The 23,317-nt window shown below is 71.6% G+C and carries 24 protein-coding genes; 13 read left to right on the top strand and 11 right to left on the bottom strand.

The window, feature by feature from the left end; genetic code table 11:
• Positions 1–160: 160 nt before the first annotated feature.
• The 4 genes from ASD48_RS33580 to miaA form a co-directional block, all read right to left on the bottom strand.
• Positions 161–2,356, bottom strand: a complete 2,196-nt coding sequence (locus ASD48_RS33580; protein ID WP_057605659.1) for an HD domain-containing protein — start codon at positions 2,354–2,356, stop codon at positions 161–163.
• Between the two features lie 300 nt (positions 2,357–2,656).
• Positions 2,657–3,526: a diaminopimelate epimerase gene (dapF, locus tag ASD48_RS33575; RefSeq protein WP_057605658.1), complete on the bottom strand. Its 870-nt coding sequence runs from the start codon at positions 3,524–3,526 to the stop codon at positions 2,657–2,659.
• A 74-nt stretch (positions 3,527–3,600) separates the two neighbouring features.
• Positions 3,601–4,110 (bottom strand): hypothetical protein, encoded by a 510-nt coding sequence (locus ASD48_RS33570; protein ID WP_057605657.1) that lies wholly within the window; start codon positions 4,108–4,110, stop codon positions 3,601–3,603.
• A 108-nt stretch (positions 4,111–4,218) separates the two neighbouring features.
• Complete coding sequence (gene miaA, locus ASD48_RS33565) at positions 4,219–5,157, bottom strand: tRNA (adenosine(37)-N6)-dimethylallyltransferase MiaA (RefSeq protein WP_057605656.1); 939 nt, start codon at positions 5,155–5,157, stop codon at positions 4,219–4,221.
• Between the two features lie 181 nt (positions 5,158–5,338).
• Between miaA and ASD48_RS33560 the strand changes: the two genes are divergently transcribed.
• Complete coding sequence (locus tag ASD48_RS33560; protein WP_057605655.1) at positions 5,339–5,662, top strand: hypothetical protein; 324 nt, start codon at positions 5,339–5,341, stop codon at positions 5,660–5,662.
• Between the two features lie 24 nt (positions 5,663–5,686).
• Positions 5,687–5,956: an antitoxin gene (locus tag ASD48_RS33555; protein WP_057605654.1), complete on the top strand. Its 270-nt coding sequence runs from the start codon at positions 5,687–5,689 to the stop codon at positions 5,954–5,956.
• A 195-nt stretch (positions 5,957–6,151) separates the two neighbouring features.
• Here ASD48_RS33555 and ASD48_RS33550 read toward each other — a convergent pair whose 3' ends face one another.
• The 4 genes from ASD48_RS33550 to ASD48_RS33535 all read right to left on the bottom strand — a co-directional run bounded on the left by ASD48_RS33550 (position 6,152) and on the right by ASD48_RS33535 (position 10,293).
• Positions 6,152–6,865, bottom strand: a complete 714-nt coding sequence (locus tag ASD48_RS33550; protein ID WP_057606089.1) for a class III extradiol dioxygenase subunit B-like domain-containing protein — start codon at positions 6,863–6,865, stop codon at positions 6,152–6,154.
• Positions 6,866–6,927: 62 nt separating this feature from the next.
• Entirely contained in the window at positions 6,928–8,457 is a 1,530-nt protein-coding gene (miaB, locus tag ASD48_RS33545) for a tRNA (N6-isopentenyl adenosine(37)-C2)-methylthiotransferase MiaB (protein ID WP_199876097.1), read from the bottom strand.
• A 151-nt stretch (positions 8,458–8,608) separates the two neighbouring features.
• Positions 8,609–9,313: a response regulator transcription factor gene (locus tag ASD48_RS33540; RefSeq protein ID WP_057605652.1), complete on the bottom strand. Its 705-nt coding sequence runs from the start codon at positions 9,311–9,313 to the stop codon at positions 8,609–8,611.
• A complete protein-coding gene (locus ASD48_RS33535) occupies positions 9,313–10,293 on the bottom strand; it encodes a sensor histidine kinase (RefSeq protein WP_057605651.1) in 981 nt (326 codons plus the stop codon). The genes ASD48_RS33540 and ASD48_RS33535 overlap by 1 nt, the downstream gene beginning before the upstream one ends.
• A gap of 392 nt (positions 10,294–10,685) precedes the next feature.
• Between ASD48_RS33535 and ASD48_RS33530 the strand changes: the two genes are divergently transcribed.
• Together ASD48_RS33530 and ASD48_RS33525 are read left to right on the top strand one after the other, a co-directional pair.
• On the top strand, positions 10,686–11,171 hold the full coding sequence (locus ASD48_RS33530; protein WP_057605650.1) for a TrkA C-terminal domain-containing protein: 486 nt from the start codon (positions 10,686–10,688) through the stop codon (positions 11,169–11,171).
• Positions 11,172–11,175: 4 nt separating this feature from the next.
• On the top strand, positions 11,176–12,399 hold the full coding sequence (locus tag ASD48_RS33525) for a cation:proton antiporter (RefSeq protein ID WP_057605649.1): 1,224 nt from the start codon (positions 11,176–11,178) through the stop codon (positions 12,397–12,399).
• A gap of 131 nt (positions 12,400–12,530) precedes the next feature.
• Here the strand turns inward: ASD48_RS33525 and ASD48_RS33520 are convergent, their stop codons facing one another.
• The gene (locus tag ASD48_RS33520; protein WP_057605648.1) at positions 12,531–12,938 is read right to left on the bottom strand and encodes a MazG nucleotide pyrophosphohydrolase domain-containing protein; all 408 of its coding nucleotides are present in this window, start codon (positions 12,936–12,938) and stop codon (positions 12,531–12,533) included.
• 98 nt (positions 12,939–13,036) lie between these two features.
• Between ASD48_RS33520 and ASD48_RS33515 the strand changes: the two genes are divergently transcribed.
• Positions 13,037–14,035 (top strand): TAXI family TRAP transporter solute-binding subunit, encoded by a 999-nt coding sequence (locus ASD48_RS33515; protein WP_057605647.1) that lies wholly within the window; start codon positions 13,037–13,039, stop codon positions 14,033–14,035.
• Between the two features lie 172 nt (positions 14,036–14,207).
• On the opposite strand, the gene ASD48_RS33510 is transcribed toward ASD48_RS33515, so the two are convergent.
• On the bottom strand, positions 14,208–15,614 hold the full coding sequence (locus ASD48_RS33510; RefSeq protein ID WP_057605646.1) for a HAMP domain-containing sensor histidine kinase: 1,407 nt from the start codon (positions 15,612–15,614) through the stop codon (positions 14,208–14,210).
• Between the two features lie 12 nt (positions 15,615–15,626).
• Positions 15,627–16,313, bottom strand: coding sequence for a response regulator transcription factor (locus ASD48_RS33505; RefSeq protein ID WP_057606088.1), 687 nt, complete (start codon positions 16,311–16,313; stop codon positions 15,627–15,629).
• A gap of 314 nt (positions 16,314–16,627) precedes the next feature.
• Between ASD48_RS33505 and ASD48_RS33500 the strand changes: the two genes are divergently transcribed.
• From ASD48_RS33500 to ASD48_RS33470, 8 genes are all read left to right on the top strand, one after another.
• Positions 16,628–17,404, top strand: coding sequence for an amino acid ABC transporter ATP-binding protein (locus tag ASD48_RS33500; protein ID WP_057605645.1), 777 nt, complete (start codon positions 16,628–16,630; stop codon positions 17,402–17,404).
• 64 nt (positions 17,405–17,468) lie between these two features.
• Positions 17,469–18,329, top strand: a complete 861-nt coding sequence (locus ASD48_RS33495; RefSeq protein ID WP_057605644.1) for a glutamate ABC transporter substrate-binding protein — start codon at positions 17,469–17,471, stop codon at positions 18,327–18,329.
• A 111-nt stretch (positions 18,330–18,440) separates the two neighbouring features.
• Complete coding sequence (locus ASD48_RS33490; protein WP_057605643.1) at positions 18,441–19,106, top strand: amino acid ABC transporter permease; 666 nt, start codon at positions 18,441–18,443, stop codon at positions 19,104–19,106.
• Positions 19,103–20,017, top strand: coding sequence for an amino acid ABC transporter permease (locus tag ASD48_RS33485; protein ID WP_057605642.1), 915 nt, complete (start codon positions 19,103–19,105; stop codon positions 20,015–20,017). The genes ASD48_RS33490 and ASD48_RS33485 overlap by 4 nt, the downstream gene beginning before the upstream one ends.
• A gap of 175 nt (positions 20,018–20,192) precedes the next feature.
• Entirely contained in the window at positions 20,193–21,815 is a 1,623-nt protein-coding gene (locus tag ASD48_RS33480; RefSeq protein ID WP_057606087.1) for an FAD-dependent monooxygenase, read from the top strand.
• Positions 21,816–22,145: 330 nt separating this feature from the next.
• A complete protein-coding gene (locus ASD48_RS46230) occupies positions 22,146–22,259 on the top strand; it encodes a putative leader peptide (RefSeq protein WP_348983243.1) in 114 nt (37 codons plus the stop codon).
• Positions 22,260–22,353: 94 nt separating this feature from the next.
• Complete coding sequence (locus ASD48_RS33475; RefSeq protein WP_057605641.1) at positions 22,354–22,884, top strand: cysteine dioxygenase; 531 nt, start codon at positions 22,354–22,356, stop codon at positions 22,882–22,884.
• The gene (locus ASD48_RS33470) at positions 22,881–23,309 is read left to right on the top strand and encodes a rhodanese-like domain-containing protein (protein WP_057605640.1); all 429 of its coding nucleotides are present in this window, start codon (positions 22,881–22,883) and stop codon (positions 23,307–23,309) included. The genes ASD48_RS33475 and ASD48_RS33470 overlap by 4 nt, the downstream gene beginning before the upstream one ends.
• The last annotated feature ends 8 nt before the right edge of the window (positions 23,310–23,317 follow it).

Genomic DNA, 23,317 nt, shown 5'->3' with positions numbered 1-23,317 from the left:
CGCGCGTCCGTGGCGTCGGCGACGCGCGCCCGGCCCACTCGAACGGGTTGCGCACGCGCGCGTGCTTGACGCCCGGGAGGGCAACCGCGCGACGCGCCCTCGCTCCCCGCGCGCGGGGACACCGGCGCGGCCGTCCGCGTCACGCGCGCGTGGGCAGCGCCTACGCCGGTTCCGGGGAGGCGGTGGCGTGATGCTGCGCGCGGCCCACGTCGTAGACGCCGGGCACGTTCCGCATGGCGCGCAGGAGGCTCGGCAGGTGACCGGCGTCCGGGAGTTGCACGGTGTACGTGTGGCGCACCCGCTGCTGGCTCGGGGGCTCGACGGTCGCGGAGACGATCTCGGCGCCCTCCAGCGCCATGGCCTCGGTGAGGTCGGCGAGCAGGTGGGGGCGGCCGAACGATTCGGCGACCAGGGTGACCCGGCAGCCGCGGGTGTCACCCCAGCGCACGTCGACCTCTTCGCGCCCCGCGCTCGCCATGCGCGCCACGGCGGAACACTCGGCGCGGTGCACGGTCACCACTCCCCCGCGCACCGCGAAGCCGGTGACCTCGTCGAAGGGCACGGGCGTGCAGCACCCGGCGAGCCGGACGCTCGCCTCGGGCCGGTCCACGACGGTGATCGCGGCGCCGGGCCGGGAGGCGGGGCCGTCCGCGGTGACCGTGTGGGGCGCGGGCCGGGCGGTCGCCTCGGCTGCCTTGGCGGTCCTGGCGGACCCGGAGTCCTCCGCCGGCTCCGTGCCCTCGTGCTCGGCCGGGGCGGGGTGCGTCGCCAGCCACCGTTGGATGGCGATGCGGGCGGCGGGGGTGTGGGCGTGCTCCAGCCACTCCCTGGAGGGTTCCGAGGCGGGGTCCTGGCCCATGAGGAGCTGGACGGTGTCGCCGTCCCGCAGAACGGTGCTGAGGGTCGCCAGACGGCCGTTCACCCGGGCGCCGATGCAGGCGTGGGCGTCCTCGCCGTACTGCGCGTACGCGGCGTCGACGCAGGTGGCTCCGTCGGGCAGGCCGAGCGTGCCGCCGTCGGGACGGAAGACGGTGATCTCGCGGTCCTGGGCGAGGTCCTCGCGCAGGGTGGACCAGAAGGTGTCGGGATCGGGCGCCGCCTCCTGCCAGTCCAGGAGGCGGGAGAGCCAGCCGGGCCGGGTCGGGTCGACGCGTTCCTCGTCGGCCGGGACCCGCCCCCGGGTCTGCTCCTCCGCGGAAGCCGTGTACGGATTGCCGAGTGCGATGACACCGGCCTCGGCGACCTTGTGCATCTGGTGGGTGCGGATGAGGACTTCGGCGACCTGGCCGTCCTCGCGGGCGACGGCGGTGTGCAGCGACTGGTACAGGTTGAACTTGGGGACCGCGATGAAGTCCTTGAACTCCGAGACGACCGGCGTCATACAGGTGTGCAGTTCGCCCAGGACGGCGTAACAGTCGGCGTCCTCGTTCACCAGCACCAGCAGCCGGCCGAAGTCGGCGCCCCGCATCCGGCCGCGTTTGCGGGACGCGCGGTGCACGGAGACGAAGTGCCGTGGCCGGATGAGGACTTCGGCCTGGATGTCGGCGTCGCGCAGGACCGCGCGCATCGCCTCGGCGAACTCCGCGAGGGGGTCGTCCGCGCGGGAGGCGTTGTCGACGATCAGTTCGCGGGTGTGCTGGTACTCCTCGGGGTGGAGGATCGCGAAGACGAGGTCTTCCAGCTCGGTCTTGAGGGCCTGGACACCGAGACGTTCGGCGAGCGGGATGAGGACGTCGCGGGTGACCTTGGCGATGCGTTCCTGCTTCTCGGGCCGCATCACGCCCAGGGTGCGCATGTTGTGCAGCCGGTCGGCGAGTTTGATCGACATCACGCGGACGTCGTTGCCGGTGGCGACGAGCATCTTGCGGAACGTCTCGGGCTCGGCGGCCGCGCCGTAGTCGACCTTCTCCAACTTCGTGACGCCGTCGACGAGATAGCGCACCTCGGCGCCGAACTCCTCGCCGACCTGATCGAGCGTCACATCGGTGTCCTCGACGGTGTCGTGGAGCAGTGAGGCCGTCAGGGCCGTGGTCTCCGCGCCGAGTTCGGCGAGGATCAGGGTCACGGCGAGCGGATGGGTGATGTAGGGCTCGCCGCTCTTGCGCATCTGGCCGCGGTGCGAGGACTCGGCGAGCACATAGGCGCGGTGCAGCGGTTCCAGGTCGGCGTCGGGGTGGTGGGCGCGATGGGCCTCGACCACGTGACCGATCGCGTCGGGCAGCCGGCCGCGCGAGGCCGGGCCGAGCAGCGCCGCCCGGCCCAGGCGCCGCAGGTCGATCCGGGGGCGACTGCGCCTGCGGGGCGCTGAAGGCACTACCGGGCCTGGGGTCGCGGGATTCGTGGCCTCCGCACTCATGGGCACCTCCGGCTGCGTGGACCGGCGGACGGGGTGTCCCAGGGCGGACACGGCTCAGGGGACTGGTGAACGGTCCCCCGTCCGGGCCGGTGCTTGATGCTACCGAGCCCATCACGCGCGACCGACCGCCTCTCGCCGAGCGTGAAACGGATCACCCATTCGAGCGATGGACCGGGGGTTTACGATTTTGCGCCACCCGGCCTGATCTGGATCGTGAATTCGAGCCCACGACCGGACCCCCGGGGGCGACCCTTCGGGCCGTCAGGCCGCTCCCACCTCCGATGCCAAGCTCTCGCCAAATCAGCGGGCGACTGATTCCAGCCACTCCGGATCGATCTCACCTGTGGCCACGATCACTGCGGGCCCGGTCATCTCGATCTCGCCGTCGGGCCGCTCGGTGATCACCAGGCGTCCGCCGGGGACGTCCACGACGTACGTCGCCGGCACACCGGTGGCCGCCGGGTCGGCGCCGTCCCGGCGCGCGGCCGCCACGGCGACGGCGCACGCGCCCGTGCCGCACGAGCGGGTCTCGCCCGACCCGCGCTCGTGCACGCGCAGGGCGACGTGCCGCGGGCCGCGGTCCACGACGAACTCGACGTTGACGCCGTCCGGGTAGGCCGAAGCGGGGCTGAACGGCGGCGGGGCCGACAGATCGCCCGCGTGCGCGAGGTCCGCCACGAAGGCGACGGCGTGCGGGTTGCCCATGTTCACGTTGCGCGCGGGCCAGCTGCGCTCGCCGACGCTCACCGTGACGCCCCCCTCGGGGAGGCGGGCCCTGCCCATGCCGACGGTGACGTCACCCTCCTTGTCGAGGTGCGCGCGCTTCACGCCCCCGCGCGTGGCGACCGCGATGTCACCCTCGGTGACGAGCCCGGCGTGCTGCAGGTAGCGCGCGAACACCCGGACGCCGTTGCCGCACATCTCCGCGACGGAGCCGTCGCCGTTGCGGTAGTCCATGAACCACTCCGCCTCGGCCGCCATGTCCTTCGCCTCGGGGTGCGCGGCGGACCGCACGACGTGCAGCAGCCCGTCACCGCCGATGCCCGCGCGGCGGTCGCACAGCGCGGCGACGGCGGCCGGGGGGAGGTCGATGGCGTTCTCCGGGTCCGGGACGATCACGAAGTCGTTCTCGGTGCCGTGACCCTTGAGGAAGGCGATCCGCGTGCTCATCCCTCGATCGTACGGGGTGGCCGGGACACGCCGTCCCGGGGCGGCAGAGCCGGTGCTCCACGCGCGCGTGGAGCTCAGCGCAGCCGGGCGACCCGCCCGACGGCCAGGGCCACCACCGCGGCGACCATCACGACGTAGGCGAGGACGACCCGCCAGTCGGGACGGCGCCCGGAGCCGCGCGGGGGCAGACCGGGCCACGTGTAACCCACGCGGCGCGCGGCCATCATGCCCCAGCCGGCCGCGCAGGAGCAGATCAGCAGCCCGAGCATGGCGATCATGGCGCCGCTGTCACCGAAGTCGAAGGCCAGCGGGAAGGCGAACATCAGGGAGCCGCCGGCGGCCAGCGCCACGATGGGCGCGAGCTGCCAGAGCCGGAGCCGGCGCTGCGGGCGCAGCTCCACCTCGACCTCGGGTCCGCCCGTGAACATCTCCTCGGGCTCGGGACCGTCGTCGCTCACGCCGTCCCGGGTGTCGTCCTCGTCCGGCCCGTCGGGGCTCAGACCGCCTTCCTCGGGCTCCGGTTCACCACGCCCGGTGGTGAGGTGCTCGGTGCCTTCTGCGGTGTCGCGAGGGCCGGCCTCCATCGCCACGCGCCCTCCCAACTCGGACTCCACTTGGTCGATCGAAGCTCGATGATGGCACGGTGTGGGATGCCCGGATGACGGCCTGGGCGTCCCGATGCCATGACGTGATCAGGCTGTGACCGGTCGCTCCACCAACGCCAGCGCGAGCTCCGGAAGTTCTGTGAGGTCAGCCGCGGCCCCACTCAACCAGTGCACCCGCGGATCGCGCCTGAACCACGAATCCTGACGGCGCGCGAAGCGCTTGGTGGCACGGACCGTCTCGGCGCGCGCCTCGTCCTGTGTGCACTCGCCGGCCAGGGCGGTGAGGACCTGCTGGTAGCCGAGCGCCCGCGAGGCCGTGCGCCCCTCACGCAGGCCCTGCGCCTCCAGCGCGCGGACCTCGTCCACCAGCCCCGCGTCCCACATCCGGTCGACGCGGCGGGCGATGCGCTCGTCGAGTTCGGGGCGCGCCACGTCGACCCCGATCTGGACGGTGTCGTAGACCGAGTCGTGACCGGGCAGGTTGGCCGTGAAGGGCTTGCCGGTGATCTCGATCACCTCGAGGGCCCGCACGATACGGCGGCCGTTGCCGGGCAGGATGGCGTGCGCGGCCTCGGGGTCGGCGGCGGCCAGCCGGGCGTGCAGCGCACCCGAACCGCGCAGCGTGAGCTCCTCCTCCAGCCGTGCCCGGACCTCGGGGTCGGTGCCGGGGAACTCCAGGTTGTCGACGGCGCCCCGGACGTACAGCCCGGAGCCTCCGACGAGGATCGGCCAACGGCCCTCGGCGAGCAGGGCGTCGATCCTTTCCCGGGCCAGCCGCTGGTACTCGGCGACGGAGGCGGTCTCCGTCACGTCCCAGACGTCCAGGAGGTGGTGCGGAACGCCGCCGCGCTCCTCGGGCGTCAGTTTGGCGGTACCGATGTCCATCCCTCGGTAGAGCTGCATGGAGTCGGCGTTGACGACCTCGCCGCCGAGCCGCCGGGCCAGGAAAACGCCCAGATCGGACTTTCCGGCTGCGGTCGGTCCGACGACGGCAATGACGCGGGGGGCGGGGGATGCGCTGCTCACGGCACCAGTCTCGCAAACCCCGGCCACCGCCCTCGAACGAGTTACGTGACGACGCCGGACCGAGGTCGTTGCCCGTTGCGAGATTCCCGCCACCCTTCGCGGAGGCGGTGACCCCGGTGACGCAAACGGACGCACCGGCCAACGCGGGATTTCGCCCGCACGAGTACCGTATGGAGTGGTTATGGGCGTATTGGCGCGAATTTTTCGGAGGTCGAAGGCGACGGAGGAAGCGACGGCGGAGACGGCGAGCGCCGCCGACCCGTCGACCGGAACGTCGGTGGACGGCGTCGAGGCGGAGCAGACGGGTGAGCCCACGTCGGCGCGGGAGTCGGCCGGGGCCAACGCCGAGGCTGAGGCTGAGACCGCAGGGAACGCCGCCGAGACGGAGACGGAAAAGACGACGGAACCGGTTGCCGTCGCCGGCACCGACGGGGTCGAGATTCCCCGGCAGCAGTCCGCCGAAGAGGCGGCCGACAGCGAAGCGGGCGAAGGCGCCCGCGCGTAGCGGAACCCGCGAGGAAGGTGCCCCATGGGTCTTTTGCACAATTTGAAGGCCAGACTCTCCCCGGCCAAGGGCAAGGTCTCGGACCTCGCGCAGCAGCACGGGGACAAGGTGCAGCACGGTCTGGACACGGCCGCGAGGGTCGTCGACGAGAAGACCAAGGGCAAGTACAGCGACCGGATCCAGTCGGGCACCGGCAAGGCCAAGGGCGCCGTGGACCGGCTCGCGCACAAGGACCGGTCCGCTGGGGGCGGCGACACCTTCACCCCGCCGAACACTCCCCCGCCGGCCTCCTGAGCGACCCCTCACGCCGGCCCATCGATCGGCGGACGGCCGCGCGCGGAAACGCTCGCGGCCGTCCGCCGTTCCACCGGCCGGCACTGCTTCACCGGCCGGCGCCGTTCCACCCGACGGCGCCGTTGCGCCGGTCGGCACCCTTCCACCGGTCGGCGCCGCCCGGCCGGAAGCCGTACGAGGCCGCCGTCAGCCGCCCTACGACCAAGTCGCGACCACGTATCCCACCCCGTAGGGCGCGTCCTCGTAGAGCAGCGCGCCCGCCAGCCCGGCGTCGTCGGCCGCGCCCGCCAGCACCTGCCAGGGCGCCCGGCCCGAGGCCTTGAGTTCGTACGCCAACTCGGCGTCCAGCGCCTTCAGGGCCGCGAGGTCCGCCGTGCCGAGCGCCCGTGCGACCTCGGCGTCGAACGGTGCCGCACGCTCGTCGAGGTATCCCGGCGCCTTCAGCGTCCGGCACGCGCTGGCGTCGCCCATGACCAGCAGCGCGACCCGGTCCGCCGCGTCGAGACCCCGGCCGACTTCGACGCACCGCTCGGCCGCGAGCGGTTCCCCGACGCCGAGTCCCTCGACCGGGGCGGCCGACCACCCCGTCCGGTCGAGCAGCCAGGCGGCGACGGCGAGGGACGGCGGCAGTTCGCGCGCGGACGACGGGTCCCCGCCGCCACGGCCCAGCCGCACGGAGAGATCCACCCCGAAGCCGGCGAACGAACCCCGGGCGCCCTCCGGGTGCGGGCCGCGCCCGGACTGCTCGGCCGGTCCGACGACCACGAGCCGGTCCGGCCGGGCGGCGGCCAGCACGGCCAGCGCGTCCGAGCAGGCGGCTCGCGCGGTGTCCAGCTCGGCAGCGGCGCCCGCGGCGACCTCGGGTACCAGCAGGGGCGGACAGGGACAGACTGCGGCGGCGACAAGCATGATCGGCAGGGTAACCCCGTACGAGAGCGGCGGGGCCACCGACCATGCGTGGCGCCGGCCGTCTAGTCGCAGCCGCTGCCGCTGCCCGTGGCCACCGGCAGCGGCGCGGGCACGCCGATCTTGGGCAGGCCGAGCAGGACGCCCGCCGGCTTCGCGGCCTTCTCGGCGGTGCGCTTCTCCCAGGCGTCCCCCGCGCGCGTGCGGCGCACCTCCAGGACAGGGCCCTCGGCCAGGAGATGGTGCGGGGCGGCGTACGTCACCTCGACGGTCACGACGTCGCCGGGGCGCACCTCCTGCTCCGGCTTGGTGAAGTGGACCAGGCGGTTGTCGGGGGCGCGGCCGGAGAGGCGGTGGGTGGCGCCGTCCTTGCGGCCCTCGCCCTCGGCCACCATCAGCTCCAGGGTGCGGCCGACCTGCTTCTTGTTCTCCTCCCAGGAGATCTCCTCCTGCAGGGCGACGAGACGCTCGTAGCGCGCCTGCACGACCTGCTTGGGGATCTGGTTCTCCATGGTCGCGGCCGGGGTGCCGGGGCGCTTGGAGTACTGGAAGGTGAACGCCTGCGCGAAACGGGCCTCGCGGACCGCGTGCAGGGTCTGCTCGAAGTCCTCCTCGGTCTCGCCGGGGAAGCCCACGATGATGTCGGTGGTGATCGCCGCGTGCGGGATGGCGGCACGGACCTTCTCGATGATCCCGAGGTACCGCTCCTGCCGGTACGAGCGGCGCATCGCCTTCAGGACCGTGTCCGAGCCGGACTGCAGCGGCATGTGCAGCTGCGGCATCACGTTGGGCGTCTCGGCCATGGCCGCGATGACGTCGTCGGTGAAGTCGCGCGGGTGCGGGGAGGTGAAGCGGACGCGCTCCAGACCCTCGATCGCGCCGCACGCGCGGAGCAGCTTGCTGAAGGCCTCGCGGTCGCCGATGTCGGAACCGTAGGCGTTGACGTTCTGGCCGAGCAGGGTGATCTCGGAGACGCCCTCGCCGACCAGCGCCTCGATCTCGGCGAGGATGTCGCCGGTGCGGCGGTCCTTCTCCTTGCCGCGCAGGGCCGGGACGATGCAGAAGGTACAGGTGTTGTTGCAGCCGACGGAGATCGACACCCACGCCGCGTAGGCGCTCTCGCGGCGCGTCGGCAGGGTGGAGGGGAACGCCTCGAGCGACTCGGCGATCTCGACCTGGGCCTCTTCCTGCACGCGCGCGCGTTCCAGCAGGACCGGCAGCTTGCCGATGTTGTGCGTGCCGAAGACGACGTCCACCCAGGGCGCCTTCTTCACGATGGTGTCGCGGTCCTTCTGGGCGAGACAGCCGCCGACCGCGATCTGCATCCCGGGACGGCTCGCTTTCCTCGGCGCGAGCCGGCCGAGGTTGCCGTAGAGGCGGTTGTCGGCGTTCTCGCGCACCGCGCAGGTGTTGAAGACGACGACGTCCGCGTCACCGTCGGACCCCTCGGGGGCGCGCACATACCCGGCTTCTTCGAGCAGCCCGGACAATCGCTCGGAGTCGTGGACGTTCATCTGGCACCCATAGGTGCGGATCTCGTAGCTCTTGGGTGTGTGAACGTCCACTGCGAGGCTCCGGTCGCTGCTGCTGGTCATGGCTCAAGGGTAGGCGCTCCCCGAAGAACGCCCGCCTGCCCCCGTTCGCGGGACCGGCACCGGTTCCGTCGCTGCCACTTCCGCTGCCACTTCCGCTGTCGCGGTCGGCAGGCGGGCTCTCACCGAGGGGGACGCGCGGCCGCGCTGGGCGTCAGGGGTCGATGAGGCCCGCGCGGATCGCGTAGCGGGTGAGTTCCAGGCGGTCGCGCATGCCGAGTTTCTGCAGGAGGTTGGCGCGGTGCCGTTCCACCGTCTTGGCGCTGATGAACAGCAGCGCGCCGATCTCCCTGGAGGTGTGCCCCTCCGCGACGAGCTTGAGGATCTCCTCCTCGCGCTCGGTGATGGGCCGCTCGGGCAGCCCGTCGACACCGTCGCCGCGACGCAGCCGGTCCAGGTACGAGCGGACCAGGGCCCGCTCGGCGCCCGGGTAGATGAACGGCTCGTCCCGCACCACCGCGCGGCACGCCTCGACCAGGTCCCGGTCGGCGACCGACTTCAGGACGTACCCGCCGGCTCCTGCCTTGAGCGCCTCGAAGAAGTACTGCTCGTTGTCGTACATGGTCAGGATGAGGATGCGCAGGGCCGGGAGGCGGCGGGAGAGTTCACGGGCCGCCTGAAGGCCGGTCATGCGGGGCATGGCCACGTCGAGGACGGCCAGGTCGATGTCACCGGCCCGGGCTCGCTCCACCGCCTCGGCACCGTCCCCGGCCTCGGCGACCACCGTCAGGTCGGGCTCGCCGTCCAGGATGAGCCGTACCCCCCTGCGTACGAGGGTGTGGTCGTCGGCGAGCAGGACGCGGGTCGGAGAGGACACCGGAACCGGACCGGGTGCGGCCGATCCCGTGCCGCCCGCCATCAGAGGCCTCCGCCGGGGGCCGCCGCGTCCGCCCGGCCGGGCACCGCGGCCGCCCGCAGCCGGATGTCCGTCCCGCCGCCGTCCCCCCTGGACGACACCGTGAGGGTCGCCCCGATCAACAGGGCCCGCTCGCGCATCCCCCGGATCCCGGCGCCCTCGCCGGCCGCCGCGCCCAGACCCCGCCCGTTGTCCTGCACGAGGAGCTCGACGCCGTCGGTGACCGGGCGCAGGCGCAGTTCGGCGCGGTCGGCGCCGGAGTGCCGGGCGGTGTTGGTGAGGGCCTCCTGGGCCACGCGGTAGAGCACGAGTTCCGTCTCCTCGGTCAGCGGGGGCAGCCCGGTGCGAAGCTCGTGGCGCACCGTCAGTCCATGGGTGGTGAACTCGCCCGCGAGCGAGCGCAGGGCGCTGAGCAGTCCGAGTTCGTCGAGGACTCCCGGGCGCAGCCGGCGGGCGATACGGCGGATCTCGTCGAGGCCGGCCCGGGTGGCCTCCTGCGCCTGGCCCAGCTCCTCGCGCAGGTCCCGCGGGGCCCGGTCGGCGACACGTTTGAGCTGGAGCAGTACGGCGGTGAGGGTCTGGCCGACCTCGTCGTGGAGTTCACGGGCGATGCGGTGGCGTTCGCGTTCCTGGGCGGACAGCGCCCCGGCCGCGCTGGCGGCGCGCTCGGCCTCCAGCCGGTCCAGCATGGCGTTGTACGTCGTGATCAGCTCGGCCGTCTCGACCGGTCCCGAGACCACGGCACGGGCTCCGGGGTGCAGCAGGTCGGCGTCGGCCATGGCCCGTCCCAGCCGCCCCAGCGGGGCCAGTCCTACGCGCAGCACGACCGCGTTGACCGTCAGCAGCGCGGCCAGACCCGCGAGCACGACGAGCACCTCGCCCGGCAGTATGGGCGTGGAGACGGTGACCGGGCCCAGCAGCAGCGCGGCCGCGACGATCAGACCGACGGCGTCGAGCACGAAGATCCGCCAGAACAGTGACATGTGCGCGGCTCCTCCTTGCCCTGCTTGCCCTGCTTGCCCTGCTTGCCCCACTCGCCCGACTCGCTTGTCGTGTCCGTCCGGCTGGTCGTGGCCGTCTCGTGCGGCTCGAACCGCTCTCTCCGCCCCTCCAGCCCCTGAGGCCCCTCCGGGTTGTCCGGGTTGTCGGGGCTGACCGGGCCGACCGGTCTCCGGCGTTTGTGGGCGCCCGGACCGGGCCCGGCCGCTTCTCCATGGCACTGCCGTGACCAGCCTCCGCGCCCACCGGCGGCCCTGTCCATCCGTCACGACACCCATGTCGTCACCGTACGGGGGGATGGCAGCATGGCGGTTTTGGGCACTCGTCCCAGACCTCACAGGCAACGACCGGCAAACGACCAGCAAGGGGAAGAAACGTGTCTGCTCCACGCCTCCGGACGACACCGCTGCCAGGCATCGGCGTCCAGTACGACCTCGTGACGCGGGAGCAGCGCCACCTGTCCGTGGTGGCCCATCGCGACGGCACGCGGACGGTCGGCCTCTATCAGGCGGACGACCCCGACTCCTGCGCCCATTCCCTGCGGCTGACCGGTGCCGAGGCGGGCTCGCTGATCGACGCGCTGATGCCGTCCCACCACAGCGCGAGCCTGCTGTACACGACGGACCTGGGGCTGGTCGCCGAGCGCGTCGAGGTCGCGGCCACCTCGCGCTGGAACGGACGGCTGCTGGGCGACACCCGGATGCGCACGGAGACCGGCACCTCCATAGTCGCGGTGCTGCGGCGGGCCGAGGCGATCCCGTCGCCGACGCCGGACTTCCGTCTCGCGGGCGGCGACACCCTCATCGTCATCGGCACCCGCGAAGGTGTGGACGCGGCCGCGGCCATACTCGGTCGGGAGTGATCGGGTGCACTCCGCGGTCCTGCTGATCGAGTTCGGTTCCATCATCCTCGGCCTCGGCCTGCTCGGCCGGTTCGCCGCCCGTTTCCGGTTCTCGCCGATCCCGCTGTACCTGCTGTCCGGTCTGGCCTTCGGCGAGGGCGGGCTGCTGCCGCTCGGCGCGAGCGAGGAGTTCGTCGCCACCGGTGCCGAGATCGGCGTCATCCTGTTGCTGCTGATGCTCGGCCTGGAGTACACGGCCAGCGATCTCGTCTCCAACCTCAAGGCCCACTATCCGGCCGGTCTCGTCGACTGCGCCCTCAACGCCCTGCCGGGCGCGGCCGCCGCGCTGCTGCTGGGCTGGGGGCCGGTGGCGGCCGTGGTGCTGGCGGGCGTCACCTGGATCTCCTCGTCCGGGGTGATCGCCAAGGTGCTGGGCGACCTGGGCCGGGTCGGCAACCGGGAGACCCCGGTGATCCTCAGCGTCCTGGTCCTGGAGGACCTGGCCATGGCGGTCTACCTGCCCATCGTCACCGCCCTGGTGGCCGGCGTCGGGCTGGCGGCCGGCAGTGTCACCCTGGCGATCGCGCTGGGCGTCGCGGGGCTCGTGCTGTTCGCGGCGGTGCGCTACGGCCGGGTCATCTCCCGGTTCGTGTCGAGCGACGACCCGGAGAAGCTGCTTCTCGTCGTGCTGGGGCTCACCATCCTGGTAGCCGGGGTGGCGCAGCAGCTCCAGGTGTCGGCCGCCGTGGGAGCGTTCCTGGTGGGCATCGCCCTGTCCGGAGAGGTCGCCGAGGGCGCGCACACGCTGCTGAGCCCGCTGCGTGACCTGTTCGCCGCCGTCTTCTTCGTCTTCTTCGGCCTGCACACCGACCCGGCGAGCATCCCTCCCGTCCTGCTGCCCGCCCTCGCGCTGGCCGTCGTCACCGCCGCGACCAAGATCGCCACCGGCTACTGGGCGGCCCGGCGGTCCGGGATCTCGGTCAAGGGGCGCTGGCGTGCGGGCGGCGCGCTGGTGGCGCGCGGGGAGTTCTCGATCGTCATCGCGGGGCTGGCGGTGACCGCGGGGATCGAGCCGTCCCTCGGGCCGCTGGCCACGGCGTACGTCCTGATCCTGGTCGTGCTGGGCCCGCTGACCGCCCGCTACACGGAGCCGGTGGCCGCTTGGTGGGTGCGGCGCCGGACGCCCCACGACCAGGGCGCCCCCGAGCGGCTTCCCGAGGCGAGGACGCAGACGGCGGTGGGCGACTGACGGCTCATCGCCGGCCAGTGGGAAACGGTTGCCAGGCCCACCCCCTCTTTCTCACACCCCAGGTCCCTGGGCCGTGAACGGGAGTGGAAGCCGGCGGGCGACGGGTCACCCACCTGACCGGTCCGCCGGCTTCAGGCCGCGCCGCCGGGAGTCCAGCCCTGGCGGCGTAGCACCGCGGACACGTCCGGTATCTCGTAGTGCTCCCCCTTGAGGACCTTGCCGTCGGCGCGACGGGCGACCTGGCCGTCGGGGCCCAGCTTGGTCATGTTGGACCGGTGGATCTCGGCGATCACCGCGTCGAGGTCGATCCCGTGCACCAGGGCCGTGCCGTAGGCGACGTAGACGACGTCGGCCAGCTCGTGCGCGAGCCGGTCCAGCGGGCCGCTCACCGACACCTCGGCGACCTCCGCCGCCTCCTCGGCGAGGAGTTCACCACGGTGCGCGGCGAGGCGGGGCGACACCTCCATCGGCGTGCTGCGGGCGTCGAGCCCGAAGGCGCGGTGGAACTCACGGACCAGTTCGGCGGGCGAGGAACTCATGCACCGACTGTAACGACGGCCACTGACACTCCCGTCCGGAACCGGCCTGTGAGCCCCGCCCTGGTCAGCACCGCGTTCCGGCTGGCAGGATCGCGCCCATGTCCCCGTTGTTCTCCCGTATCGGCAGGCGCCGTGCCCTCCTGGGCACCGCAGCCGGTGTCGTCGTCCTCGGGCTGCTGCTGTGGTGGCTGCTGCCGCTGGGCGAGGACCCGCCGAGCGGGTCGATCACCTTCAGCACGGGCACGACGAGCGGCGTCTACTACGAGTACGGCAGTCGCCTGCGCGCGGAGCTCGCCCGTGACATGCCCGACCTGGACGTGAACCTGACGACCAGCAACGGATCGCAGGAGAACGTCGCGCGCCTGGCGACCGGCGAAGCCGACTTCACCATCGCCGCGGCCGACGCGGTGGAGACGTACGAACGGCAGCACCCCGGCTCGGCCGCCCGGCTGCGCGGGGTGGCCCGTCTGTACGACGACTACGTCCAGCTCGTGGTGCCGCGTGACTCCGACGTGCGGTCCGTCGCCGACCTGCGAGGGAAGACCGTGGCGACCGGGCTGCCCCGCTCGGGCGTGCGGCTGATCGCCGAGCGGGTGCTCAACGCGGCGGGCCTGGACCCGGCGCGGGACATCAAGGCCGTGTCGCGGGGCATCGACACCGGCCCCGAGGAGCTGAAGAAGGGCAAGATCGACGCCTTCTTCTGGTCCGGCGGGGTGCCGACGGCCGGGCTGGAGAAGCTGGCCGACACCTTCACCTTCCGGTTCGTGCCGATCGGCCCCGACCTGGTCGCCAAGATGCACGACCAGGACGACTCCACCGGGTTCTACCGGGCCACGAACATGCCGGAGTCGGCGTACCCCACCATCCAGAACGGCTCGACGGTGGCGACGATCGCGGTGTCCAACCTGCTGATGACCCGGACGGACATGGCGCCCCGGCTCACCGAGTGGCTGACCCGGACCGTGATCAAGAGCCGGGACGGCATCGGTGCGCATGTGCACTCCGCGCAGCTGGTCGACCTGCGTACGGCCATCTACACCGACCCGCTGAAGCTGCACGAGGGCGCCCGGCGCTACTACCGCTCCGTCAAGCCCTGAGGCCCCCGCTAGTGCTGCGACCGGAAAGGTTCACCGGCTCGCGACGCCCGGCACGGCACCTCGCGGCGTTGTCGCACCACCCGAGTACATCCAGTACGCGGGTGATGCTCCGCCTTGCGATGCGCCGCACCGGACGCCGCGAGCTTTCCGGTAAACCTTTCCGGCCACAGCACTAGGACGTAGGCGACCTCGGCACCGACACGGTCGCCGTCAGTCCACTGGGCTCGTGATGGCCGTACGAGAGGGAACCGCCACTCGCCGCGAGCAGGGCCCGGGAGATGGACAGGCCAAGGCCCGAGCCCTTGATGTTCTGGTGACGGCCGCTGCGCCAGAAACGGTCGCCCACGCGGGTGAGTTCCTCGTCGGTCAGCCCGGGACCGTTGTCGGTGACGACGACGGTCGAGGTCCCCCCGTCGGCCGTGACCGCGACCGTGACGCTCTCCCCCTCCGGGGTGAACTTCACCGCGTTGTCGATCACGGCGTCCAGCGCGCTGGACAGCGTCACCGGGTCGGCCCACGCCGTGGTGGGCGGGCAGTCACCGACCAGCCGGACGCCCTTGGCCGCCGCGGTGGGCGCCCAGGCGGCCACGCGCTCGGCGGCCAGCGCGCCGATGTCGGTGACCCGCAGGTCGGCCTCCGCGTGCTCGGCCAGTGCCAGGTCGAGCAGGTCGTCCAGGACCTGGGCCAGGCGCTTGCCCTCGTTCTGGACGGAGGCGATCTCCTCGTTGCCCTCCGGGAGCTCGTATCCGAGCAGTTCGATGCGCAGCAGCAGTGCGGCGAGCGGATTGCGCAGCTGGTGCGAGGCGTCGGCGACGAAGGCGCGCTGCTGCTCCAGCACGTCCTCGACGTTGTCCGCCATCTCGTTGAACGCCCCGGCCAGCCTCCGGAGTTCCGGGGGCCCGCCGGCCACCGCGACACGGGACTTCAGGCGGCCGCTCGCGATCTCGTGGGTGGTGGCGTCCAGGACCCGCACCGGCCGCAGCACCCAGCCGGTCAGCCGCAGGGCGGCGCCGATGGCCAGCAGCATCGCGGCGATCTCGCCCGCGCCGACGACCAGCCAGCCGTGCAGGATCCGCGACCGCATCGGCCCGGTGGGCGAGTCGGTGACGACGACGGCGACGACATCGCCGTCCCGGATGACCGGCGACGCCACGACGAGCCGGTTGCGCTGCCATGGCCACACCTGCCGGGGGTCGTGGCTGCGTCGGCTGAGCAGCGCCTCCTCGAAGGCTTCCCGCACCTCCCCCGTTTCGGGGAGGTACCAGTCCCCCGGGGCATGAGCCATGGGGGTGTCGGTGCCGTAGAAGACACCGGCGCGAATGCCGTAGACGTCGTAGTAGCTGTCGAGCTCCCGGCTGAGCGTCGCGCGCCGCTCGTTCGTGGCCGACGCGGAGTCGTTGACGCCCGTCGAGGCGGTGACGAACTGGGCGAGCGCCGCGAACCGCGCGGTGTCGTCGATACGGTCGACGACGACGCTCTGCTGCTGGGCGCCCGCCACGCTGACGGCCAGCGGCACCCCGAGAGCCAGCAGTACGGCCGCCATCAGCACGATGAGCAGCGGCAGGAGACGTGTACGCAACCGCGGTCCCCGCTATGCGCCCGGCGCGACGAGCCGGTAGCCGACGCCGCGCACGGTCTCGATCAGCGCGGGCATGCGCAGTTTGGCGCGCAGCGAGGCCACGTGCACCTCCAGGGTGCGCCCGGTCCCCTCCCAGCTGGTCCGCCACACCTCGCTGATGATCTGTTCCCGGCGGAAGACCACACCGGGACGCTGGGCGAGCAGCGCCAGGAGGTCGAACTCCTTGCGGGTCAGCTGGACCACGGAACCGTCCACGGTGACGCGCCGGGTGGGCAGTTCGATGTGCACCGGGCCCAGGAGCAGCGCGTCCTCCCCGCCGGCCTCCGGGTCCTCGTGGACGGTGCGGCGGCTGACGGCGTGGATACGGGCGAGCAGTTCCCCGGTGTCGTACGGCTTCACCACGTAGTCGTCGGCGCCCAGGTTGAGGCCGTGGATGCGCGAGCGCACGTCGGAGCGGGCGGTCACCATGATCACCGGCGTGGCGGTGCGCTTGCGGATCTTGCCGCAGACCTCGTAGCCGTCCTGGTCGGGAAGGCCCAGGTCGAGCAGGACGACCCCGAAGCCGGGGCCCTCCGGGACGAGGGCCTGGAGGGCCTCCTCGCCGCTGCGCGCGTGGGTGACGTCGAAACCGTGCCGCTTCAGGACGGCGGACAGCGCGGCGGCGACGTGGTTGTCGTCCTCGACGAGCAGCAGTCTCATGCCGGCCTCCTCCGGTTCATCGGGCATACGGTCTGACTCACTAAAACAGGCGTTCGGTTCTCCGGTCGGGAAAACGCGGGCACACGCGTGTGTGCATCATGGCAGTCACGCTGATGGACGAGGACGCCGTCAAGAGGGTTCCGGTTGCGCCCGGCTACCGTTATCCGCCCGATACGCCCGCAGGTCACAAGTGCTACGACACGTGTCCGATTGCTATCGGATCGTGATGCTCAGATTCCCCTCAGATGTAATGACGCTGGTCGCGGCAGGTCACTACTGTCCTCCGAAACCGAGGAGGACGGAGCACCATAGCGATGACCGAAGTATCGGTGACCAAGGAAGACGCGGTCGCGAGCGGTGAACTGGTCGTCCTGAGGAGCGTCAACAAGCACTTCGGCGCGTTGCACGTCCTCCAGGACATCGACCTCACGATCGACCGCGGCGAGGTCGTCGTGGTCATCGGACCCTCCGGGTCCGGCAAGTCGACCCTGTGCCGCACCATCAACCGCCTGGAGACGATCGACGAGGGCGCGATTACCATCGATGGGAAGCCACTGCCCCAGGAGGGCAAGGCGCTGGCCCGGCTCCGCGCCGACGTCGGCATGGTGTTCCAGTCGTTCAACCTGTTCGCGCACAAGACCGTGCTCGAGAACGTGATGCTCGGCCAGATCAAGGTCCGCAAGACCGACAAGGCGAAGGCCGAGGAGAAGGCGCGCGCCCTCCTCGACCGGGTCGGTGTGGCCACCCAGGCCGACAAGTACCCCGCACAGCTCTCCGGCGGTCAGCAGCAGCGCGTCGCCATCGCGCGGGCGCTGGCGATGGACCCGAAGGTCATGCTCTTCGACGAGCCGACGTCGGCTCTGGACCCCGAGATGATCAACGAGGTCCTCGAAGTCATGCAGCAGCTGGCCCGGGACGGCATGACGATGATCGTCGTCACCCACGAGATGGGTTTCGCACGATCGGCTGCAAACCGCGTGGTGTTCATGGCGGACGGACGCATCGTCGAAGAGGCTGCGCCCGACCAGTTCTTCAGCAATCCGCGCAGCGACCGTGCCAAGGACTTCCTGTCGAAGATCCTCCACCACTGACCTGCATCACTGACGGAGCCCGCACCGCACGCAGTACCTCACCACTCTTCTAAGGAAGTTCCCCATGAAGCTTCGCAAGGTCACCGCCGCCTCCGCCGTAGCCCTCGTCCTCGCCCTGACCGCGACCGCCTGCGGTGGCGACGACAACAAGGACGACACCGGCAGCGGCAGCTCCAGCGGCGGCAGCGGCAAGATCAAGGTCGGCATCAAGTACGACCAGCCCGGCCTCGGTCTGAAGAAGCCCGACGGTTCCTTCGCCGGCTTCGACGTGGACGTCGCGACGTACGTCGCCAAGCAGCTCGGCTACGAGCCGGACCAGATCGAGTTCGTCGAGACCAAGAGCGCCGACCGCGAGAACGCCCTCGCGCGCGGTGACGTGAAGTTCATCGCGGCCACCTACTCGATCAACGACGAGCGCAAGAAGAAGGTCGACTTCGCCGGCCCGTACCTGCTGGCCCACCAGGACCTGCTGGTCAAGTCGGACTCGAAGATCGCCAAGGGCGACGACCTCAACGGCAAGAACCTGTGTTCCGTGACGGGTTCGACCTCTGCGCAGAACGTGCAGAAGTCGATCGCCCCGAAGGCGAACCTCAAGGAGGTGAGCTCCTACTCGGAGTGCATCGCCGGTCTCCAGAACGGCTCCGTCGACGCGGTCACCACCGACGACTCGATCCTCGCCGGCTTCGCCTCGCAGGACCAGTACAAGGGCAAGTTCAAGCTCGCGGGCCTGAAGCTCAGCAACGAGAACTACGGCGTCGGCGTCAAGAAGGGCGACACCGCGACCGTCGACAAGATCAACAAGGCGCTGGAGCAGATGGTCAGCGACGGCTCCTGGCAGAAGGCCGTCGACGCCAACTTCGGCCCGGCCGGCTACAAGAACGAGGCCGCCCCGAAGATCGGCGTCATCGTCCCGAACGCCTCGTAACCACAGCTCAGCCAAGCGGGGTATTTCGCGGTGCGCCGCCGTCCGTCGCGATCACGGCGGCGGCGCGCCCCGCCCTCCACATACGCCACCCACCCGGAAGCGCGGGAGATCGTGTTCGACTTTCTTGAAGGTTACGACGTCCTAGGGGCGTTCTGGATGACGGTGAAACTCACCGCCCTCTCCGCCGTGGGCTCCCTGATCTGGGGCACGCTGCTGGCCGGCATGCGGGTCAGCCCGGTCCCGCTGATGCGCGGGTTCGGCACCGCCTACGTCAACATCGTCCGGAACATTCCCCTGACGGTCATCATCCTCTTCAGCTCGCTCGGCCTGGCCGACGTCTTCGGTATGACCCTGGGCGCCGAGGACTTCAAGGTCCAGGGCTTCCGGCTCGCCGTGCTCGGCCTGGTCGGCTACACCGCGGCCTTCGTGTGCGAGGCGATCCGCTCCGGCATCAACACGGTGCCCATGGGGCAGGCGGAGGCGGCCCGGGCCATCGGGCTGAGCTTCACCCAGACCCTGACGCTCATCGTGCTGCCGCAGGCGTTCCGTTCGGTCATCGGCCCGCTGGCCAACGTCCTGATCGCCCTGACCAAGAACACCACGGTGGCGGCCGCCATCGGCGTCGCCGAGGCCGCCTACCTGATGAAGACGATGATCGAGAACGAGGCGCAGACGCTGCTCATCGGCGCGGTCTTCGCGTTCGGGTTCGTGGTACTGACCCTGCCGACCGGCCTCATCCTGGGCTGGCTCAGCAAGCGACTGGCGGTGAAGCGATGAGCTCGGTCCTCTACGACACTCCCGGCCCCCGTGCCAAGCGGCGCAACGTCCTCTTCTCGGTGATCTTCACCGTCCTGCTCGCCCTGCTCCTGTGGTGGGTGTGGCAGAAGATGGACGAGAAGGACCAGCTCACCTCCGCGCTGTGGAAGCCGTTCACCGAGTCCGAGGCCTGGACGACGTATCTGCTGCCCGGCCTCGAGAACACGCTCAAGGCGGCCGCGCTCTCCATGGTGATCGCCCTTCCGCTCGGCGCGGTCTTCGGTATCGCCCGCCTGTCCGAGCACCGGTGGGTGCGGGGCGTGTCCGGCACGGTGGTCGAGTTCTTCCGGTCGATCCCGGTGCTGCTGCTGATGCTGTTCGCCAACGAGTTCTACGCCCGCTCCACGGACGTCACCAGCGAGGACCGGCCCCTCTACGCCGTCGTCACCGGCCTGGTGCTCTACAACGCCTCGGTCCTCGCCGAGGTCGTCCGGGCCGGCATTCTCTCCCTGCCCAAGGGACAGACGGAGGCCGCGTACGCCATCGGCCTGCGCAAGGGCCAGACCATGACCAGCATCCTGCTTCCGCAGGCGGTCACCGCGATGCTCCCGGCGATCGTGAGCCAGCTGGTGGTCATCGTGAAGGACACCGCGCTCGGCGGCGTGATGCTCGGGTTCCCCGAACTGCTCAACTCCCGCGGCACGCTGGCGGCCAACTACGCCAACGTGATCCCGAGCTTCATCGTCGTCGCGGTCATGTTCATCGTGCTGAACTTCATCCTCACCAGCTTCGCGAGCTGGCTGGAGCGGTACCTGCGGCGCAGCAAGCGCAGCACGGGCGCGGTGCTCGGCGTCGACAAGGTGGACGATCTGAACGCGGCCGAGGTCGGCGGCGGCTTCGGCACCGGCGCGAACGCGGGTGGCGGCATCTGACGCGCGATCAAGTGGTGTGACCTGTACGGAGGCAGTGGCGTGCGCGCCGCTGCCTCCGTCACTTGACGCAAGCAGCGGCAATGGGTTGCATACGTTCTGTGATCGTGCACCCTGCTCCTACCTCTTGTTCCCTTACGTCCCTGAGGACACCGTCGTGGGCAGGGGGCGGCACGCCGTGGACCCGGTGATCATCGTCGGAGCGGGGCCGGTGGGGCTCACGCTCGCCCTTGCGCTGGCGCGCCAGCAGGTGCCGTCCGTGGTCCTCGACGAGGGCCCCGGCAAGGACGAACCACGGCTCGCGCGCACCGTCGTCCTGCGCGAGGACACCGCCGCCCTGATCGAGCGGCTCACCGGAACGTCCCTCGAGGGCGTCGGGGTCCACTGGGCCGGATGGCGGTCGATGCGGCGCAAGCAGGTGACGCGCGAGGTCAGGTTCGACGACGCGACGGATCCCGCCCCCCTGCACATCGCCCAGCATGTGCTGACGGGCGTCCTGCGCGCCGCCCTGGTCGACCAGCGGCTGGTGAAGATCGCCGTGGACAGCCGCCTGGACGGCATCGAGCAGGAACCTTCCGGTGTCACGGCGCACACGCGCGGTCCCCGGGGCACCTGGTGGCGTGGCAGTCATCTGGTCGGCTGCGACGGCCCGCGCTCGACCGTCCGCAAACTCCTCGACATCCGCTTTCCCGGCCGTACCGCGGTGGAACGACACGCCGTGGCCGCGCTGCGCACGGAACTTCCCTGGCCCGACGAGGCGTTGCTCCACCGGACACCGCCGTGGCGGGTGTCCGGCCCCTCCGCCGGGGAAGTCACCGGACGCCCGCTGCCGGACGGCGTCTGGCGCCTGGACTGGCTGCTGCCGCCCGGCAAGGACCTCGTCACGCCCGAGCTGCTGGTGGCCCGCATCCGCGAGACCCTGGCGGGCTGGAGCGGCGGTTCCACACCCGCATACGAGCTGCTCGACACCGGAGTCCACACCGTGCACCACCGGGTGGCCCGCCGCTGGCGCGTGGGGCGGGTCTTCGTCGCCGGGGACGCCGCGCACCTGCTCGGCGCGTTCGGCACCCAGGGCCTCGACGAGGGCCTGCGGGACGCCGACAACCTTGCCTGGAAGCTGGCCCTGGCCTGGCACCACGGGTCGCACGAGTCGCTGCTCGACAGCTACCAGGCGGAGCGGCGCGGGGCCGTCGCCGCCCGGCTGCGCGCCGCCGACCAGGCGCTGCCGGTGCTGCGCGGCGGCGCGGGGATAAGGGCGTACGTCCCCGGCACGGCCCGCGGTCACGACGTGCTGCTCACCGACGGTCACCTGGGCCGCGGTCCGCTGGGCGCGCCGGGCTCCTACGAGAGCTCGCCGATCGCGCCCCGCCACCTTGAGGCCGAGGTGCCGGTGGACACGCCTCCCGGCGCGCAGGTCGAGGACGTGCGGGTGACCGCCGAGGACGGCTCGTTCGTACGGCTGCGGGACCGGCTGGGGCGCGGTGCCCTGCTCGTCGTGCTGATCGCGCCGGGCACCGGCGTGTGGGAGCGCAGACACTGGGTGGGCGCCGGGATCATGCCGCGGCTGGCCGCCGCCGTGACGGCCCTGCCGAGCCCGGCCGAGCTGCTGGTGGCCGAGAGCTATCCGGGCGCCGGCGCGCACACCGTCCTGCTGATCCGGCCCGACGGCCATCTGGTCACCGCGCTCGACGGAGTACGCGCGGCCGACCTGTACGCGGCGGCGGAGGCGACGGTGGGCGGGCCCGCGGGCTCACGGGAGACGTCCGACGCGGGGGCCACGGCCGGCTCCGCGGCCAAGTGACGGTACGGCCCCCGGCCGGGTGACGGGACGCCCTAGACGCCCCCGCCCGGTCGCCCGCCCGCACGCGAACCGGAAGACCACCGGACCCGGCCACCGGACCCGGCCAACGGACCCGACGACCGGACCCGACGACCGGTCGGAGACCGATCGAGGAATGGTCGAGGGATGGACGAAGGCCGGTCGAGGACTGGACGAGTACCGGTCGAGAACCGGGAGGCGAGGACCCGACGGGACCGGAAGGAACGGGACAAAAAAGGAAGCCGTGCGACGAACGCGCGATCGCACCCGCTGTGACCGTGCGGTCCACTTGGTGACAGTGAGTTGACCGGGGTGCACCGGCGTGGTGTACTCCGGATCGTGACCGACACCGATGTGCGCCTGTGGCGGAGGGTCCATATGGACCTCGTCCGCTATGCGGGCTGCGTGTGTCGCCCGTCCTGCTGAATTCGCGTCCCCTGTCCCACCGGCGCGTGCCGCCGATGCGTACGTCACCCGTGCGCGGCCGCGCGCTCCCGCGAACGTTCTCAGGACGGTCTCCATGTCTGTCTCTTCCCCCTTGCCCACCACCGCCGTCGCCGCACCCACGCAGGCGGACCTCCTCGACTTCGTCCGCCGTACGGCCGCCGACGCCGAGCTGATCGCCTCGCTCCCGCTCGATCCGGAGGGCCGCACCTGGGTGCGCCTGGAGGGCCCCGGCGGCAGCGAGGCCTGGCTGATCGGCTGGCCGCCCGGCACCGGCACCGGCTGGCACGACCACGCCGACTCGGTCGGCGCCTTCCTGACCGCGCGGGGTGAGCTGAAGGAGTACTCGCTCGCCGCACGGCTGCCCACCGACGGCTGGAAGACCCTGGAGCTGACGGACGACGTGGACCGGGAGCGCACACTGCCGGCCGGCCGTGGCCGCTCCTTCGGACGGCACCACGTCCACGAGGTCATGAACCGGTCCACCGAGGAACACGCCATCTCCGTCCACGCCTACTATCCCCCGCTGCCGCGCATCCGCCGCTACAGCCGTACGGGACACGTCCTGCGGCTGGAGCAGGTCGAGCGCCCGGAGGACTGGCAGTGAGCGGCCCGGACATAGCCCGGGAGGGGCGACCGGACGGCGAACGGCCGACGGGTGTGGACGAGTTGCTCGAGCGGGTGCGTGCGGGGTACGCGCGCGTGGAGGCGCGAGAGGCGTACGAGGCGGCCCGCGCGGGTGACGCACTGCTGATCGACATCCGGTACGCGGCCCTGCGCGAGCGGGACGGTCTGATCCCCGGTGCCCTGGTCGTCGAGCGCAACGAACTGGAGTGGCGCCTCGACCCCCAGGGCAGTCATCGCCTCCCCGAGGCCACGAGTCATGAAGTGCGGGCGGTGGTGATCTGCAACGAGGGCTACGCGTCGAGTCTCGCCGCCGCTTCCCTGCACCAGCTGGGGCTGCACCGGGCCACCGACCTCGTCGGCGGTTTCCAGGCGTGGCGGGCGGCGGGCCTCCCCGTGACGTCGTAGCGGGGCTG

Source organism: Streptomyces sp. Root1310 (assembly GCF_001426425.1).
Taxonomy (GTDB): domain Bacteria; phylum Actinomycetota; class Actinomycetes; order Streptomycetales; family Streptomycetaceae; genus Streptomyces.
Note: the sequence above shows the minus strand (reverse complement) of the source record. Positions and strands in the feature narration are given on the sequence as shown.